General features: G+C 72.3%; 13 protein-coding genes. 8 read left to right on the top strand and 5 right to left on the bottom strand.

Annotated elements, in window-relative coordinates:
* Positions 1–56: 56 nt before the first annotated feature.
* Positions 57–1394, bottom strand: coding sequence for a DUF2993 domain-containing protein (locus tag ACIGQF_RS25330; RefSeq protein ID WP_399714292.1), 1338 nt, complete (start codon positions 1392–1394; stop codon positions 57–59).
* Between the two features lie 69 nt (positions 1395–1463).
* Entirely contained in the window at positions 1464–3269 is a 1806-nt protein-coding gene (locus tag ACIGQF_RS25325) for a bifunctional metallophosphatase/5'-nucleotidase (protein ID WP_399714290.1), read from the bottom strand.
* A 232-nt stretch (positions 3270–3501) separates the two neighbouring features.
* On the opposite strand from ACIGQF_RS25325, the gene mshD reads away from it, so the two are divergent.
* From mshD to ACIGQF_RS25305, 4 genes are all read left to right on the top strand, one after another.
* Positions 3502–4440 (top strand): mycothiol synthase, encoded by a 939-nt coding sequence (gene mshD / locus ACIGQF_RS25320; protein ID WP_399714450.1) that lies wholly within the window; start codon positions 3502–3504, stop codon positions 4438–4440.
* A gap of 277 nt (positions 4441–4717) precedes the next feature.
* Positions 4718–6970, top strand: coding sequence for an RNA degradosome polyphosphate kinase (locus ACIGQF_RS25315; protein WP_399714286.1), 2253 nt, complete (start codon positions 4718–4720; stop codon positions 6968–6970).
* Between the two features lie 114 nt (positions 6971–7084).
* On the top strand, positions 7085–8251 hold the full coding sequence (locus tag ACIGQF_RS25310) for a CHAD domain-containing protein (protein WP_399714283.1): 1167 nt from the start codon (positions 7085–7087) through the stop codon (positions 8249–8251).
* 14 nt (positions 8252–8265) lie between these two features.
* On the top strand, positions 8266–8679 hold the full coding sequence (locus ACIGQF_RS25305; protein ID WP_399714280.1) for an NUDIX hydrolase: 414 nt from the start codon (positions 8266–8268) through the stop codon (positions 8677–8679).
* A 121-nt stretch (positions 8680–8800) separates the two neighbouring features.
* Here ACIGQF_RS25305 and ACIGQF_RS25300 read toward each other — a convergent pair whose 3' ends face one another.
* On the bottom strand, positions 8801–9631 hold the full coding sequence (locus ACIGQF_RS25300) for a class I SAM-dependent methyltransferase (protein ID WP_399714277.1): 831 nt from the start codon (positions 9629–9631) through the stop codon (positions 8801–8803).
* A 252-nt stretch (positions 9632–9883) separates the two neighbouring features.
* Here ACIGQF_RS25300 and mshA point away from each other — a divergent pair, with 252 nt between their 5' ends.
* The 3 genes from mshA to ACIGQF_RS25285 all read left to right on the top strand — a co-directional run bounded on the left by mshA (position 9884) and on the right by ACIGQF_RS25285 (position 13537).
* A complete protein-coding gene (gene mshA, locus ACIGQF_RS25295; RefSeq protein ID WP_399714274.1) occupies positions 9884–11263 on the top strand; it encodes a D-inositol-3-phosphate glycosyltransferase in 1380 nt (459 codons plus the stop codon).
* Positions 11256–11762, top strand: a complete 507-nt coding sequence (locus ACIGQF_RS25290; RefSeq protein WP_399714271.1) for a YbjN domain-containing protein — start codon at positions 11256–11258, stop codon at positions 11760–11762. Before mshA ends, ACIGQF_RS25290 begins: the two co-directional genes overlap by 8 nt.
* Before the next feature lie 116 nt (positions 11763–11878).
* A complete protein-coding gene (locus tag ACIGQF_RS25285) occupies positions 11879–13537 on the top strand; it encodes a glycosyl hydrolase family 28-related protein (protein WP_399714269.1) in 1659 nt (552 codons plus the stop codon).
* On the opposite strand, the gene ACIGQF_RS25280 is transcribed toward ACIGQF_RS25285, so the two are convergent.
* Positions 13491–14843, bottom strand: coding sequence for an MDR family MFS transporter (locus tag ACIGQF_RS25280; protein ID WP_399714266.1), 1353 nt, complete (start codon positions 14841–14843; stop codon positions 13491–13493). The two genes, ACIGQF_RS25285 and ACIGQF_RS25280, sit on opposite strands and share 47 nt — an antisense overlap.
* 201 nt (positions 14844–15044) lie before the next feature.
* Between ACIGQF_RS25280 and ACIGQF_RS25275 the strand changes: the two genes are divergently transcribed.
* A complete protein-coding gene (locus tag ACIGQF_RS25275; protein WP_399714263.1) occupies positions 15045–15806 on the top strand; it encodes a phosphoglyceromutase in 762 nt (253 codons plus the stop codon).
* 332 nt (positions 15807–16138) lie between these two features.
* Here the strand turns inward: ACIGQF_RS25275 and phoU are convergent, their stop codons facing one another.
* Positions 16139–16816: a phosphate signaling complex protein PhoU gene (phoU, locus tag ACIGQF_RS25270; protein ID WP_361559057.1), complete on the bottom strand. Its 678-nt coding sequence runs from the start codon at positions 16814–16816 to the stop codon at positions 16139–16141.
* Positions 16817–17081 lie beyond the last annotated feature (265 nt).

Genomic DNA, 17081 nt, shown 5'->3' with positions numbered 1-17081 from the left:
GAATTACCGCGTCCGTGGTTCTTTACTGACGCCCCTTGTGTCCCGTGCGTATCGCGTCAGGGCCGCTTCTTCGCCGCGTCACCGAAGGGGAGTTGAGTGCCCGTCAGGCGGGCCCGGATGCCGTCCCGCTCCACGGAGACGGTGCGCAGCCGCACGTCACCGGGGGTCTTGGGGAGCCGGAAGGACAGGTCGAAGCGGTCCGCGATCTCCGGCTTGGTGAGCCCCGCCAGGCCGCCGAGGATCTTCGGATCGATGCCGACCTTCTGCAGCAGCCAGGGGTGGTCGGTCACGACGTCGACGAGGTTGACCTTCATCAGCTTGCCGATGAAGCGCGGCGTGCCGACGAGGTCGTGCAGCTTCTTCTCGTTGTGCAGCGCGGCGTCGATGGTGTCCTGCGGGATGCCGATGCGGTCGGCGATGGCCGGTACGCCGAGCATCGCCTTGATCTTGGCGGCCTCCCGGCTGAGCTGCCGGGCGGTCTTGCGGGTCAGCTGCAGCCCCTCGCCCTTGCCGGTGCCGGGGCGGTAGACCGCGATGTCGCCGATGTCCAGCCGCATGCCGCTGATCTCGGTGGAGATGCCGCGGTCGCCGGCCTGCCGGATGTGGGCCCGGGCGCGCATCCGCAGTTCGTGCCCGGCGATCGGCAGCCGCCCCTCGGCACGTACCGCGTCGGGTCCCAGCTCGCTGAACTTCACCTGCGAGGCGCCCAGTTCGCGGTTCATGTCCTCGAAGGAGAGCAGTACGTCACCGTGCATCCGGCCGACCGTGCCGCCCTTGAGGGAGGTGGGCAGGTCGCCGTCGAGCGTGACGTCCTCGGCCGTCGCCTCGAACTTCGCCAGCGAGACGCGGTCGGCGGCCAGGTCGGGGATGGCCACCCGCACCCGGTCCAGGTGCTTGTCGGCGACCTGGGTGAGGAAGGGGAAGCCCTCGATGTCCACCTCGGGATCGGCCGCCAGGTGCAGCGAGTCCTTGAGCTTCTCGGCGGCCTTGTTCTGCGCGTACAGCACGGCGAACCGGTCGGCGAGACCCGCGAAGGAGGCGGCCACCAGGACCGTGGCGACGATCTTCGCGGTGAGCGGGACGGCGGCGAACCGGCTGAGGCCGCGCCGGGCCTTGCGGTGGTTCGGCGGCGCCCAGGCGTCCTCGTCCTCGGGGTCCGCGCGCAGCCCGAGCCCCAGGGGGTCGTCGCTGTCGTCGCGCTCGTTGAGGTACGACCGCGCGGGGCCCGGCTCCGGCTCGGGGTCGGCCAGCCCGGCCAGCTCCGCGTACGGGTTGACCGGCGCCATCTCACGGGTGTCACCCTGGGCGCCAGGGCCCTGGGACGCGCGGGCCTCCTGGGATTCCCGCGCGTCCTGCGGAGCGTGTGACGCGGCTATGCGTGTGGGGGGTCGCATCGGCACATCCCACCATGCGTACGGCTGTCGAACGCAAGTCTTACTGTCGGTAAGTGGGGATATGAGCCGTTACTTCACCACGGTGATGCGGTCCGCCTTCGGCGGGGTCAGCGGGCCGGACGCCGAGGAGTGGGCGCCGAGGTACGCGGTGAATGCCTCCAGATCGGAGGGCCCGACGTACTTGTCCGTGCCGCCCTTGAATGCGGCGAATCCGTCGCCGCCGCCCGCCAGGAACTCGTTCATCGCGACGCGGTAGCTCTTCGCCGGGTCGACCGGCTCGCCGTCGAGCTTCACCGAGTCCACGACGATCCGGGCGGCGCCGGTCTTGGTCATGTCCAGGGTGTAGGTGAGGCCCTTCGACACCTGGAGGATCTTGGGGGAGGCCTCGTTGGCGCCGCTGACCTGCTGCTGGAGCGCGGTGATGAGCTGCTTCCCGGTCAGCGAGACGACGTTGGTCATGTTGGTGAACGGCTGGACCGTGAACGCCTCGCCGTACGTCACCACCCCGTCGCCCTCGCTGCCGGACGCCTTGAACGCCAGGTCGGAGCGGACGCCGCCGGGGTTCATCAGGGCCAGCTGGGCGCCGCCCTTGCCGCTGTCCGCCGTCGCCTCCAGCTGCGCGTCGGCGATCACGTCACCGAGGGGCGACTCCGGGGTGGTCGCGCCGCGGCCCGCGATGTCCGCCGAGATGTACCCGACCGGCTTGCTCGCGACCGGCGCGGCCAGCTTGTCCCAGCGCTTGATCAGCGCGGTCAGGTCGGCCGCCTTGGGCTGGGTGCGGTGCACCACGTGGTTGGCCGACTTCACGGCCGTGCGCACGATGTCCTTGGTCTTCCGGTCGTACGTCAGCGTGGTGTCGGTGTAGAGCTTGCCGAAGGAGGACGCCGAGGTGACCATCCGCGGCTGCCCGGCCGGGTCCGGGATCGTGCACGCGTACGCCTGGTGCGTATGGCCGGTGACCAGCGCGTCGACGTCCGGCGAGACCTTCTTGGCGATCTCCGTGATCGGCCCGGAGATGCCGTCGCCGGGACCAGGGCTGTCGCAGTCGTAGTTGTACGCGGTGGACGCGGGCGCGCCGCCCTCGTGGATCAGCGCGACGACCGACTTCACGCCCTGCTTGCGCAGCACCTTGGTGTACTTGTCGATGGTCTCGGCCTCGTCGTGGAACTTCAGGCCCTTCACGCCGTCGGCGCTGACGATGTCCGGCGTGCCCTCCAGCGTGACCCCGATGAAGCCGATCTTGACGCCCTTGTGCTTCCAGACCGTGTACGGCTTGAGGATCGGCTTACCGGTCCTCTCGTCCGTGACGTTGGCGGCGAGGTACGGATAGTCGGCGCCGGCGAACTTCCGGCCCTTCTCGTAACAGCCTTCCTTCGGGTGGCAGCCGCCGTTCTGCAGCCGGGCCAGCTCTGTGCGTCCCTCGTCGAACTCGTGGTTGCCGACGCTCGTCACGTCCAGCTGCAGCTTGTTCATCGCCTCCACGGTCGGCTCGTCGTGGAAGAGGCCGGAGAGCAGCGGGCTCGCGCCGACCAGGTCGCCGGCCGCCGCGGTGACGGAGTAAGGGTGCCCCTTGCGCGCCGTGCGCAGGGAGTTGGCCAGGTACTCCACGCCGCCCGCTTCGACCTTCTTCTTGCTGCCGTCCGCCTGCTCCTCGTCCACGGTGCCGGAGGAGCCCTGCGGCGGTTCCAGGTTGCCGTGGAAGTCATTGAAGGACAGCAGTTGCACGTCGACGGTGCGGGAGGAGTGGCCGGGGCCGCCGTGGGTGCCGGCGCCGGCGGGCAGGGCCGCCGCCGTGACACCGGCAGCGGCGGCCAGTACCGTCGCGGCGGCCGCCAGGCGGCGCATCCGGCGGCGCCGGTGCGGAGTATCTGACATGGGTCGTCCCCCTCGTGGACAGCGGATCAGGAGTGTGCGAGCGACCGGAAGCCTACGGTCAACGCGCGTAGCGCAACAGGGGTGTCGGGTGACGGCACGGTTGCAGCACGGCGACGGCGGCCCGGCCGGGTACGCGTACGGCGCGATGGGGGTCGCCACCGGGCGCGCGCGGCGCCGTACGCTTCGGGACATGACTGACGCTGCAGAGGAAACGGGCCGGCCCGACCGGGGCATGCAGGTACTGGACGAGCTCACGCCGGACGTGGCGGGTGCCGTACTGGAGCTGATCGAGACGGCGGCGCGGACGGACGGGCAGCCGGCCGTCTCCGAGCAGGGGCGGCTGCAGCTGCGCGGCGGGCACCGGGAGGGCGTCAAGCACTTCCTCGTGCGGGCCGAGGGCGACCGCGTCGTCGGATACGGGCAGCTGGAGGGCACCGACCCCGTCGAGGCGCCCGCCGCCGAGCTGGTCGTCCACCCCGAATTCCGCGGCCACGGCCTGGGCCGCAAGCTCGGCAGCGCGCTGCTGGAGCACTCCGGGCGGCGGCTCCGGCTCTGGGCGCACGGCGGCCACCCCGCGGCCCGCCACCTCGCGCAGACCCTGGGCCTGACCCTCTTCCGCGAGCTGCGGCAGATGCGCCGCCCGCTGACCGACCTGGACCTGCCGGAGCCGGTGCTGCCCGAGGGCGTCACCGTCCGCACCTTCCAGCCCGGCACGGACGACGCGGCCTGGCTCGCCGCGAACGCCGAGGCCTTCGCCCACCACCCCGAGCAGGGCTCGCTCACCCAGCGTGACCTGGACGACCGCAAGGCCGAGTCGTGGTTCGACCCCAAGGGCTTCTTCCTGGCAGAGAGGCAGGAGGAAGCATCGCGAAGCGATTCCCCTCGGGGCGGTGGCGGGCGACGGGAGGGCGAGCTGGTCGGTTTTCACTGGACGAAGAAGCACGCCGAGGAGGGCCTGGGCGAGGTCTACGTCGTGGGTGTCCGGCCCGGCGCCCAGGGCGGCGGGCTCGGCAAGGCGCTCACCGCGATCGGCCTGCGCCACCTGGCCGCCGAGGGCGTGCCCACGGCGATGCTGTACGTCGACGCGGACAACGTCCCCGCCGTCACCGTCTACGAGCGGCTCGGCTTCGTCACGCACGAGACGGACCTGATGTACCGCACCGAGCTGTGACGGACAGCGCGGTTCCTCCGCACCGGTGTTGACGGTGTGTCAGGCGCGGCGGCGGGGTACGTGTCCCGCCGCCGCGCCCTCGTCCGGCACCGTAATGTCCCCTCCGGGTGGCCCCCCGCTTGCCTGTCCGCCATGTCTGCGTTACCGGCGATTCAAACTCGCTTGCGAGCATCACTGAATGCAGCCCTCCGCGCAGCCGGCCGGTGACCGATGGCTCCGAGCCGCCCCGCCGCCTCCCGACGCGCTTTCCCGGCCGGGAGCGCGGAACAATGAGGTCATGGACCAGCAGACCAGCGCCCAGGCAACGCCCCAGACGCCGTCCGCACAGGCTCAGCCCTCGGTCGGCTCGATCGCCGCGCACCGCCCGAACACGGTCGCCGCGCCCCTGCCCGAGCTGGAACCGGATCTCGACGCCGACCTCGATGCCTACGACGTCGACGGCGTGCTGGGCGACGACGGAGCGGAGCTGCCCGCCGGCCGTTTCCTGGACCGCGAGCGCAGCTGGCTCGCCTTCAACGAACGCGTACTGGAACTGGCCGAGGACCCGGCCACGCCGCTGCTGGAACGTGCCAAATTCCTGGCGATCTTCGCGTCGAACCTGGACGAGTTCTTCATGGTCCGGGTCGCCGGCCTCAAGCGCAGAATCGCCACCGGCGTCGCCACCCGCTCCGCCTCCGGGCTCCAGCCCCGCGAGGTGCTGGACCTGATCTGGACCCGCTCCCGCGAGCTCATGGCCCGGCACGCCGCCTGCTACCAGCAGGACGTCGCCCCCGAGCTGGCCGGCGAGGGCATCCACCTGATCCGCTGGCCGGAGCTGACCGAGAAGGAACAGGCCCGCCTGTTCACCCTCTTCCGCCACCAGATCTTCCCGGTGCTGACCCCGCTGGCCGTGGACCCGGCCCACCCCTTCCCGTACATCTCGGGCCTCTCCCTGAACCTCGCCGTGGTCGTCCGCAACCCCGTCAGCGGCCACGACCACTTCGCCCGCGTCAAGGTCCCGCCGCTGCTCTCCCGCTTCCTGGAGGCCTCCCCGCAGCGCTACGTCCCCATAGAGGACGTCATAGCGGCGCACCTGGAAGAGCTGTTCCCGGGCATGGAGGTACGCGCGCACCACATGTTCCGGGTCACCCGCAACGAGGACCTGGAGGTCGAGGAGGACGACGCGGAGAACCTCCTCAAGGCCCTGGAGAAGGAGCTGCTGCGGCGCCGCTTCGGGCCGCCCGTCCGGCTGGAGGTCGAGGAGTCCATCGACCCGGCCGTCCTGGACCTGCTGGTCCAGGAGCTGAAGATCTCCGAGGCCGAGGTCTACCCGCTGCCCGGACCGCTGGACCTGACCGGCCTCTTCGGCATCGCCGCGCTGGACCGGCCCGAGCTGAAGTTCCCGAAGTTCGTCGCCGGCACCCACCGCGACCTCGCCGAGGTCGAGTCCGCCTCGGCGCCCGACGTCTTCGCCGCGCTGCGCGCCCGCGACGTCCTGCTCCACCACCCGTACGACAGCTTCTCCACCTCCGTACAGGCCTTCCTGGAGCAGGCCGCCGCCGACCCGCACGTCCTCGCGATCAAGCAGACGCTCTACCGCACCTCCGGCGACTCGCCGATCGTCGACGCCCTGATAGACGCCGCCGAGTCCGGCAAACAGGTCCTCGTCCTGGTCGAGATCAAGGCCCGCTTCGACGAGCAGGCCAACATCAAGTGGGCCCGGAAGCTGGAGGAGGCCGGCTGCCACGTCGTCTACGGCCTGGTGGGCCTCAAGACGCACTGCAAGCTCTCCCTCGTCGTCCGCCAGGAAGGCGAGATGCTGCGCCGCTACTCCCATGTGGGGACCGGCAACTACCACCCCAAGACGGCCCGGCTCTACGAGGACATCGGCCTGCTCACCGCCGACCAGCAGGTGGGCGCCGACCTCTCCGACCTGTTCAACCGGCTCTCCGGCTACTCCCGCCGGGAGACCTACCGACGGCTGCTCGTCGCCCCCAAGTCGCTGCGCGACGGCCTGGTCCAGCGCATCACCAAGGAGATCGCGCACCACCGCGCCGGACACGCCGCGCACGTCCGCATCAAGGTCAACTCCATGGTGGACGAGGCCGTCGTCGACGCGCTCTACCGCGCCTCCCAGGCCGGTGTACCGGTGGACATCTGGGTACGCGGAATCTGCGCCCTGCGGCCCGGCGTACCGGGGCTGAGCGAGAACATCCGCGTCCGCAGCGTCCTGGGCCGCTTCCTCGAACACTCCCGGGTGTTCGCCTTCGGCAACGGAGGGGAGCCGGAAGTATGGCTGGGCAGCGCGGACATGATGCACCGCAATCTCGACCGGCGGATCGAGGCGCTGGTCCGGGTCACCGACCCCGGACACCGTGCCTCGCTCGTCCGGCTGCTGGAGACCGGCATGTCGGACGCGACCTCGTCCTGGCACCTCGGCCCGGACGGCAACTGGACCCGGCACGCCACCGACGCGGACGGCAAGCCGCTGCGGAACGTACAAGAAATGCTCATCGACGCCCGGAGGCGCCGGCGTGGCCCTGCGACATGACCCCTCCCCGCCCAGCTCCCCGCCCTGCGAACGGAGCCGTGCCCGCGCGGCCGCCGCGGCCGGACCGGCTGCCGCCGCGTGCCCGGCCGCCACGGTCACCGTGAGGAGGACGGCATGACGCACGGAGCGAACCGGAGCACCGCACCCGCACCCGCCGGCCTGCTCGGCGCGGTGACGGAGCCGCCACCGGACCGCGCCACGGCCGGCGAGGTGTTCTCGGCCTACCTCCACGAACAGTCCACGGCGTTCCTGCGCAGCCTGCGGCTGCACCGCGAGAGCGGCTCGGACGCGCGCGGCGCCGGGGAAGCGGCCCGGGAGCTGCGGGCCGCGGCCCGCCGGATCAGCGGCGCGCTGCACACCTTCCGGCCGCTGACCGACGAGACCTGGGCCGACCAGCTCCGTTCCGAGCTGGGCTGGCTGTCGGGCACCCTGGCCCGCGAGCACTCCTACGCCGACCGGCTCGAACGCCTGCTGGCCGCACTGCACCGCGTGGCCGGCCCCGCCGAACCGGGCGGCACCTCCAGAGCGCCCGAGGACGGGCCGGCGCCGCAGCGGGCGCCCGCACGCGCGGCGCGGGGCAGGGACGCCGGGCCCCGCGAGGAGCGGAGCCGGGACCCCAAGGACCCGGCCGCCACCACCGCGGCGGGGGCCGCGCGGGCCGGAGCGCTGCTCGACCGGCAGCTGACGCTGGCCCGCACCCGTGCCCACTCCGCGGCGCTCCAGGCGCTCGGCTCCTCGCGCTTCCACGCCGTCGCGGACGCCGTGGCGGTGCTCGCCTCCGAGGCCCCGCTGGACAAGAACGCCGCCGACCGGCTCGCCGCCGAGGCGTTGCCGCCGCTGGCCGACCAGGCGCACCGCCGGCTGGCCGAGGCTGTCGCCGCACTGCCGCTGACCCGCGCGGGGCACCCGTACAACGCCGCGGCGCTGACCGCCGACGACCGCCACGACACCCCCTGGCACCAGGTCCGGCTGCTGCTGCGGCACAGCAGGTACGCGCAGGAGGTCGCCGAGGGCGGCGTCACCGACCTGCGGCTGGTGGAGGCGGGCCGGGCGCTGGAGCGGCACCGGGACGCCGCCGAGGCAGCGGCTGCCGCCGCCGCTGCCGCCCGCACCCCGCGCATCGCCCCGGCCACCGCCTACGCCCTCGGCGTCCTCCACGCCGATCAGCGGCACGAGGTCGAGGCCGCCCGCTACGCCTTCACCCGCGCCTGGCACCCGCTCCCGTCCGACGCCTTCCGGCCCCGGGACCGCGCACCGGAACGCGGCGACTGGACCCGATGAGGAAGGGCCGGCGGATGAACGAAGCGGTGATCCTCGCGGCGGGCTGCGTCCTGTGGCGCCGCTCGCCGGAGTCGGGCGGGCTGGAGATCGCGCTGGTGCACCGGCCCAAGTACGACGACTGGTCGCACCCGAAGGGAAAGCTCAAGCGGGGCGAGGAGGCGCCGGCCGCGGCGGTGCGCGAGGTCGCGGAGGAGACCGGCATGGCCTGTCGGCCGGGCCCCGAGCTGCCCTCCGCGTACTACGAGGTGAACGGCCGCCCCAAGGAGGTCCGCTACTGGGCGGCCGAGGCGTGCGGCGGCACGTTCACCCCGAACGACGAGGTCGACCGGGTGGCCTGGCTGCCCCCGGCCGCGGCCCGCGGCCGCCTCACCCAGGACCGCGACCGCCCCCTGGTCGACGCGCTGATGGCGGCACTGCGTACTGCTTGAGCTGGGCGCGTACTGGTTGACCCGCGGCGCGTACTGCTTTTACCTGCGGCGATGGGTGATCGCTGAGCGTCGGGGGGCGGCGCCGCGCGCCGGGGCCGGGACGGGCGGGTGCCGGTGTCGCTCAGGCCGTGCCGCCGCGCGGTGCCAGCGCCTCCCAGCGGACCGTGACCTCGCCCAGGCGCCAGCGGCGGGGGCCGTCGGCGAGCGGCCAGCCCGCGTCGCGCAGGGCGAGGACCGACCGGATCCAGCGCTGGCGGGCGCCGAGCGCGCCGTACGGTGCCGCTGCCGCCCACGCCCGGTCGAAGTCGCGCAGGAAGGCGTGCACCGGTTCGCCCGGCACATTGCGGTGGATCAGCGCTTTCGGGAGCCGTTCGGCCAGGTCGGAGGGGGCCTCCAGGGAGCCGAGGCGGGCCGCGAAGGTGACCGTGCGGGGGCCTTCGGGGCCGAGCGCGACCCAGACGTGCCGGCGGCCGATCTCGTCGCAGGTGCCCTCCACCAGCAGCCCGCCCGGCGCCAGCCGTGCGCACAGCCGCGCCCAGACCTCGGCCACCTCGGCCTCGCTGTACTGCCGCAGCACGTTCGCGGCCCGGATGAGGGCGGGGGAGCGGTCCCGGGCGCCCGGCAGCGGCACCTCGAAGCCGCCGTGCAGGAAGACCAGCCCGGCCCGCTCGTACGGCCGGGCCGCCGCGACCCGCTCCGGATCGATCTCCACCCCCACCACCTCCGCGTCCCCGCGCGCCGTCCGCAGCCGGTCCAGCAGCTCGACGGCGGTCCAGGGCGCTGCCCCGTACCCGAGGTCGACCGCGACCGGATCGGCGGCGCGGCGTAGCTGCGGGCCGTGCGTGGCGGCGATCCAGCGGTCCATGCGGCGCAGCCGGTTGGGGTTGGTGGTCCCGCGGGTGGCGCTCCCGACCGGGCGTGCGGACGGGGGCGTGGGGGAGCTGCGGGCCATGACATGACTTTATGTGCTGCGCGGCGGGCACCCGGCCCGTCGCATGTCGGGGGACCCGGCGGGCATCCGGTCCGTCGCCCGCCGGGGCGCTCGGTGGGCCCCGGCCCGCCGCCAGGGTCACGCTTTGGCAAAGAGGGCGGGGCCGGGCGTCTGGTGGGAAATGGCTCGGCCGACTCCGTTGTTGGCCGGTTGAGAGGCGGTGCCAGGATCGGTTTCCGCCGGATTTTGCCGGAATGTGGGAGGTAGCTCGCAGTGAGCCAATACGTGTCCCGGCTCCGCGGCCGTCCCCAGAGCCAGTTCACCGGCCCGGCCAGGCTGCGGCTGGGCGGCTCCCGCAAGCCGCGCCGAGTGGCGATGCTGAGCGTGCACACCTCCCCGCTGCACCAGCCCGGCACGGGCGACGCGGGCGGCATGAACGTCTACATCGTCGAGCTGGCCAGGAAGCTCGCCTCGCTCAACATCGAGGTCGAGATATTCACCCGGGCCACCACCGGCACCCTGCCGCCCGCCGTCGAGCTGGCCCCCGGCGTCCTCGTACGCCACGTGGACGCGGGCCCGTACGAGGGGCTGAACAAGGAGGACCTGCCCGCCCAGCTGTGCGCCTTCACGCACGGCGTCATGCAGGCCTGGGCCGGCCACCGCCCCGGCTACTACGACCTGGTCCACTCCCACTACTGGCTCTCCGGCCACGTCGGCTGGCTCGCCGCCGAGCGCTGGGGCGTCCCGCTGGTGCACGCCATGCACACGATGGCCAAGGTCAAGAACGCCGCGCTGGCGGAGGGGGACACCCCCGAGCCGGCCGCGCGCGTCATCGGCGAGACGCAGATCGTGCGCGCCGCGGACCGCCTGATCGCCAACACCGCCGAGGAGGCCGGCGAGCTGGTCCGGCACTACGAGGCCGAGCCGGACCGGGTCGCCGTCGTGCACCCGGGCGTGAACCTCGACCGCTTCCGCCCGGCGAGCGGCGTGACGGGCAGCGGCGTCGCGGACGAGCGGGCCGCGGCGCGCAGGCGTCTCGACCTGCCCCAGGACGCGCTGATCCCGCTCTTCGCCGGCCGTATCCAGCCCCTGAAGGCGCCCGACATCCTGCTGCGCGCGGTAGCCGTCCTGCTCGACCAGGACCCCTCGCTGCGCTCCCGGATCGTCGTCCCCGTCGTCGGCGGGCCGAGCGGCAGCGGCCTGGCCAAGCCGGAGGGGCTGCAGAAGCTCGCCGCCCGGCTTGGCATCGCCGACGTGGTGCGGTTCCGGCCGCCGGTCGGCCAGGACCGGCTCGCGGACTGGTACCGCGCGGCCAGCGTGCTGGTCATGCCCTCGTACAGCGAGTCCTTCGGGCTGGTGGCCATCGAGGCCGAGGCGTGCGGCACCCCGGTGATCGCCGCGTCGGTGGGCGGCCTGCCGGTCGCCGTGAAGGACGGCGTCAGCGGCTTCCTGATCGACGGGCACGACCCGGTGGACTACGCCCACGCGCTGCGCCGCTTCGCCGACGACCCCTCGCTCACGCTGCGGATGGGCGCGGCGGCCGCCCGGCACGCCGAGTCCTTCGGCTGGGACACCGCGGCCGGGGCCACCGCCGACGTCTACACCGCCGCGTTGCAGGAGCGGCGCCGTCGCCTACGATCACTGCATGGCTGAGGACAGCAGGGCCGCGGACGCGCGGCGGGTCGTCGAGGAGACGCTGAACGACGCCGGGCTGGAGTGGGAGTCGCCCGCGGAGGGCAGCTACGTCGTGAAGCTGCCCGGCACCCGCAAGCTCTCCACCACCTGCTCGCTGCTGGTCGGCCGGCATTCTCTGTCGGTCAACGCGTTCGTCGTCCGCCGCCCGGACGAGAACCACGAAGCGGTGCACCGCTGGCTGCTGGAGCGCAACACCCGTCTGTACGGCGTGGGTTACGCCATCGACAGGCTCGGCGACATCTACCTCGTCGGCAAGCTGCCGCTGGCGGCCGTCACCCCCGACGAACTGGACCGGATCCTCGGCACGGTCCTGGAGAACGCCGACGGCTCCTTCAACACCCTGCTGGAGATGGGCTTCGCCTCGGCGATCCGCAAGGAGTACGAGTGGCAGGTCTCGCGCGGTGAGTCCACCCGCAACCTGGCGGCGTTCGCCCACCTGACCGGCCAGGACAAGTAGCACTTTCCGGCCCATCTCGCTGCGCCCGTTTCCGCCTCTTCCGCCGCGCGGCGGGCCCGTGCCATGCTCGCGGCCTCCTCTCCCATGCACCTCTTCATCTGCATGAAGGGCGGCCCATGGACATCAGCAGGCGCACCCTTTTGGGCAGCGCGACGGCCGTGGCGGCGGCCGCGGCGCTGCCCGCTCTCCCGGCCTCGGCGGCATCGGTGGCCGACCGTCGCACCGCGCTTTGGGACGAATACACGGCTCGCCCCTTCCGGCATCCGCAGATCCCGTACGTCGGCCGGGCAGGCAGCAGGCGCGGGCCACGGGCCGCCGGTGCGGAACCGGTGATCGACGCCGTACGCGACCACGGCGCTGACCCGGCCGGCCGCAAGGACTCCGCCCCCGCCCTCAATCGCGCCATCGAGGCCGCCGGGCGCCGCGGCGGCGGCATCGTCACCCTCCCGCCCGGCACCTTCCGCATCGACGACGTGATCCGCATCGGCCGCGACGGCGTGGTGCTGCGCGGCGCGGGCAGCGGCCGTACGAAGCTGCTGGCCACCAAGCACCTCACCGAGCTGATCGGCCCGTACGGCAGCAGGTACGGCGGCGACAAGTCCGCCTGGTCCTGGACCGGCGGCCTCGTCTGGCTCTGCCCCACGGCCCGTTACGACTCCCTCGTCGCGGCGATCAGGCGGAAGGACTGGCCGTTCGAGGGCTGGACGGGCAACCGGCGCGACGAGTGGCGCACGCTCACCACCGTGCGGCCGGCCCGCCGCGGCGTCTGGTCGGTGACGGTCGCCGACACCGCACGCCTGCGCCCCGGCGCCCTCGTCCTCCTCCGGCTGGCCGACGACCGGGACCACACCCTCCTGAAGCACATGGCGGGCGGCGGTCCCGGGGCCGAGGCGTACCGCTGGCACGGCAGGGCCAAACTCAACAGCTTCGTCCCGTACGAGTGGCCCGTACGCATCGTCCGCATCAAGGGTCGCGAGGTGACCTTCGAGCGCCCGCTGCCCCTCGACGTACGCCCGGAGTGGGACCCGCGGCTCACCACCCACGTCCCCGCGCTCACCGGCGCCGGGGTCGAGGGCCTGACGATCGAGGCGGTCGAGACGCCGCAGTCCCCGCACCTGCACGACAAGGGCTACAACGGAGTCGTCCTGCAGTGCGCGTACGACTGCTGGGTACGGGACGTCGTCGCGCGCCATGTCGACAACGGCATCGGCCTGACCGCCTCGTCCTCCTGCACGATCAGCAACACCCGTATCGCGGGCCGCGGTTCCCACCATCCCTACTACTGCCGCGAGGGCGCGCACGACAACCTCTTCGAGGACTTCGTGATCGAGCAGCGCACCGTCCCCGCACGGCCCGGCACCATGCTGCACGGCATCAACGTCGAGAACCTGTCCAGCTACAACGTCTGGTCGCGCGGCCGGATGGAGATGGGCACGTTCGACTCCCACCGCGGCATGCCGTTCGCCAACGTCCGTACGGACATCACTGTCAACAACACTGGCCGGCACGGCGGCGACCTGCGCGCCGGGCCCCTCTTCGGGGCGCGCTTCACCCACTGGAACATCCGCGTCACCAACGGGCGCGCCGGCATGGTGAAGATCGACGGCCTGGCCCCGTACAGCGTCACCGCGGGCATCTCGGAGGTCCGCGAGTTCGGCCAGACCGACAAGCCGGACTTCACGGGCGACCTGCACAGCAGGCTGACGGACTACGGCCGCCCCGGCGCGGTCAGGCCACGGAATCTGTACGAGGCGCAGCGGCGCCTGCGGCCGTGACGGGGGCGGCGGCTGCGTCCGTGCCGGGGGCCGGGTCCGGGGCCGTGGTCTGCTCGGCCGTGATCTGCTCGGCCGTGGTCGGTTCGGCCGCGGCCCGTTCCCGCTCCTCGGCGTTCATCCGCCGCAGCAGCAGCCCGTAGCCGAGCGCCGCGACCGTGCCGACGACCGCGCAGCCGGCCCACAGCGCCTCCGGCCCGAACCGGTCGATGACGGTCCCGCCGAGCAGCGGGGCCGCCAGCGACGCCACCGACCAGGACAGCGAGTACATCCCCTGGTACCGGCCGCGGCCGTGGGTGGGGGAGAGGCGCACCACCAGCCCCATCTGGGTGGGCGAGTTGATGATCTCGCCGAGCGTCCAGACGGCTACGGCCACCGCGAACAGCGCCACCGAACCGGCGAACGCCGTCAGCCCGAACCCGTAGCCGGTCAGCAGCGCCGAGCCGATCAGCAGCGCCGCCGGGCTGCGGTGCTCGATGAACCGGGTCACCGGGATCTGCAACAGCACGATCAGCACGCCATTGGTGGCGATCACCAGCCCGAAGTCGGAGCTGGTGAACCCCGCCAGCCCCATCGTCACCGGCAGCGACACGTACGCCTGCTGGAAGAGCAGCGCCAGCATCAGGTTCAGCCCGACGACCGTCATGAACCGCCCGTCCCGCACCACGGTCGTCATCGACACCCGCCGTACGGGCTCCGCCGCCGTACCGTCCTCCGCCGTCCCCGCCGCCGGCCGGGACTCGGGCAGCTTCACGAACACCACGATCGCGCACGCCAGCACCAGCACCGACTCACCGATGAAGAGCAGCAGATATCCGTACTGGGCAAGCAGCCCGGCCAGCGCCGAGGAGATCGCGAAGCCCATGTTCAGGGCCCAGTAGTTCAATGCGAAGGCCCGCACCCGGTCCTCGGGCGCGACGATGTCCGCCATCATCGCCTGCACCGCGGGCCGCGAGCCGTTGGTCGCCATGCCCACCACGCAGGCCACCGCCGCGATGGCCACCGGATGCTCCATGAACCCCAGCAGCGCCACCGAGCCCGCGGTGGCCAGCTGCGCGATCAGCATCGTGGGCCGCCGCCCGAGCCGGTCGGTCGCCACGCCCGCGACCACCGACGACACCACCCCGCCCAGCCCGTACAGCGCCCCCACCAGGCCGGCGTACGAGGCCGAGTAGCCACGCTCGACCGTGAGGTACAGCGCCAGGAACGTCGCGACGAACGCTCCCAATCGGTTGATCAGCGTGCTCGTCCACAACCACCAGAACTGCCGTGGCAACCCGGCCACACTCGCGACGACGCCCCGTCTCACCCTGTCTCCCCCAAAGCAGCGATGCAGGTGGGTGAGGTAAGTGGCACACCCATCAAGGGGAAACTACATACGCAGGTCACAGCCCGCCATTCAATTAACACGAACCGTCAAACGACACCGCTCTCTCACAGACGAGCGGCCCCGCGTCCACAGGCCGGGCCCCTGCCGGAGCAGCCCCCCTTTTCGATTACGCTCAAAGGCATGGCCGACGCACCGTACAAGCTCATCCTCCTCCGCCACGGCGAGAGCGAGTGGAACGCGAAGAACCTGTTCACCGGCTGGGTGGACGTCAACCTGAACGAGAAGGGCGAGAAGGAGGCGGTCCGCGGCGGTGAGCTGCTCAAGGACGCCGGCCTGCTCCCCGACGTGGTCCACACGTCCCTCCAGAAGCGCGCCATCCGCACCGCGCAGCTGGCGCTGGAGTCCGCCGACCGCCACTGGATCCCGGTCCACCGCTCCTGGCGCCTGAACGAGCGCCACTACGGCGCCCTCCAGGGCAAGGACAAGGCCCAGACCCTCGCCGAGTTCGGCGAGGAGCAGTTCATGCTCTGGCGCCGCTCGTACGACACCCCGCCGCCCGCGCTGGACCGCGACGCGGAGTACTCCCAGTTCTCCGACCCGCGCTACGCCACGCTCCCGCCCGAGCTGCGCCCCCGGACGGAGTGCCTGAAGGACGTCGTCGTCCGCATGCTCCCGTACTGGTTCGACGGCATCGTCCCCGACCTCCTCACGGGCAGGACGGTCCTGGTAGCGGCCCACGGAAACTCGCTCCGCGCCCTGGTCAAGCACCTGGACGGCATCTCCGACGCCGACATCGCCGGCCTGAACATCCCCACCGGCATCCCGCTCTCCTACGAGCTCGACGCCGACTTCAAGCCCCTCACCCCGGGCGGCACCTACCTCGACCCGGAAGCCGCTAAGGCAGCCATCGAGGCAGTCAAAAACCAGGGCAAGAAGAAGTAGCCCTCCGCGTCTCCGCAACGACGAGCCCCCCGCTCGCGATCTTCGCGGGCGGGGGGCTCGGGCGGTTCGGGGCGGGTCAGCCGCAGCTGCCGCCGCACTGGCAGGGGCCGCCCGACTGGCAGCCGCAGGCGCAGCCGGGGCCGCACGAGCAGCCGTTGGCCGTTTCGGGCGCGGGGGTGCTGGAAACTGACGACTGGGTCATGAAGTGCCTCCTGGTTGGCAGCCATAAGGGAGGTTCCTTCCCTCCCTTACCCACCCGGGGAGGCGCACCAACGGCGCGCGGCCGCACGGATCGGGGCGCGCGCACTCCGCACGCCCCGCTCGCGGGGTGCTCAGGCGCCCTCGACCGCCGCCTGCGGCGCGATCTCGTCCGCGTGCTCGCCCGTGACCAGGTAGACCACGCGCTTGGCGACCGACACCGCGTGATCGGCGAACCGCTCGTAGTAACGGCCCAGCAGCGTGACATCCACCGCCGTCTCGATGCCGTGCTTCCAGCGGTCGTCCATCAGGTGCTGGAACAGCGTGCGGTGCAGCAGGTCCATCGCGTCGTCGTCCTGCTCCAGCTGGAGCGCCAGGTCGACGTCCTTCGTGATGATGACCTCACCGGCCTTCGCCATCAGGCGCTGCGCCAGCTGCCCCATCTCCAGGATCGTGGCGTGCAGGTCCCGGGGCACAGCCGACTCCGGGAACCGCAGCCGCGCCAGCTTCGCGACGTGCTGCGCCAGGTCACCGGACCGCTCCAGGTCCGCGCTCATCCGCAGCGACGTGACGACTATCCGCAGGTCGGTGGCGACCGGCTGCTGGCGCGCCAGCAGGGCTATGGCCCGCGCCTCCAGGTCCCGCTGCAGATCATCGACCTTCTCGTCGCCGGCGATCACGTTCTCCGCCAGCTTCAGGTCCGCGTCGAGTATCGCCGTGGTGGCGCGCCCGATCGCGGAGCCGACAAGCCTGGCCATCTCGACCAGGCCTTCGCCGATCGAGTCAAGCTCCTCGTGGTACGCGTCCCGCATCAGTGACCTTCTCTCGCATCGAGTCGTTCGGTGTGGGCCTGCGATGCCCGCCGACCTCCGGGCCGCGCCCCGCGTCGTAACGTGGGCTGCGCCCCTGGTGGCGTGGGTCTACGATCCCCACGCTCCCACGTTCGAGCCCGGATGCGACCGGTTCGCCCATCCGGAGTGAACCAGTACCGACGTGAAGGTGAACTCTCGGCAACGGGTGTTCGAGGTGACCCTCGGATGGCTGTGGAACTGTCACAACCGGCGCATAACCTGGACT

Source organism: Streptomyces sp. NPDC053560 (assembly GCF_044544605.1).
Classification (GTDB): domain Bacteria; phylum Actinomycetota; class Actinomycetes; order Streptomycetales; family Streptomycetaceae; genus Streptomyces.
Note: the sequence above shows the minus strand (reverse complement) of the source record. Positions and strands in the feature narration are given on the sequence as shown.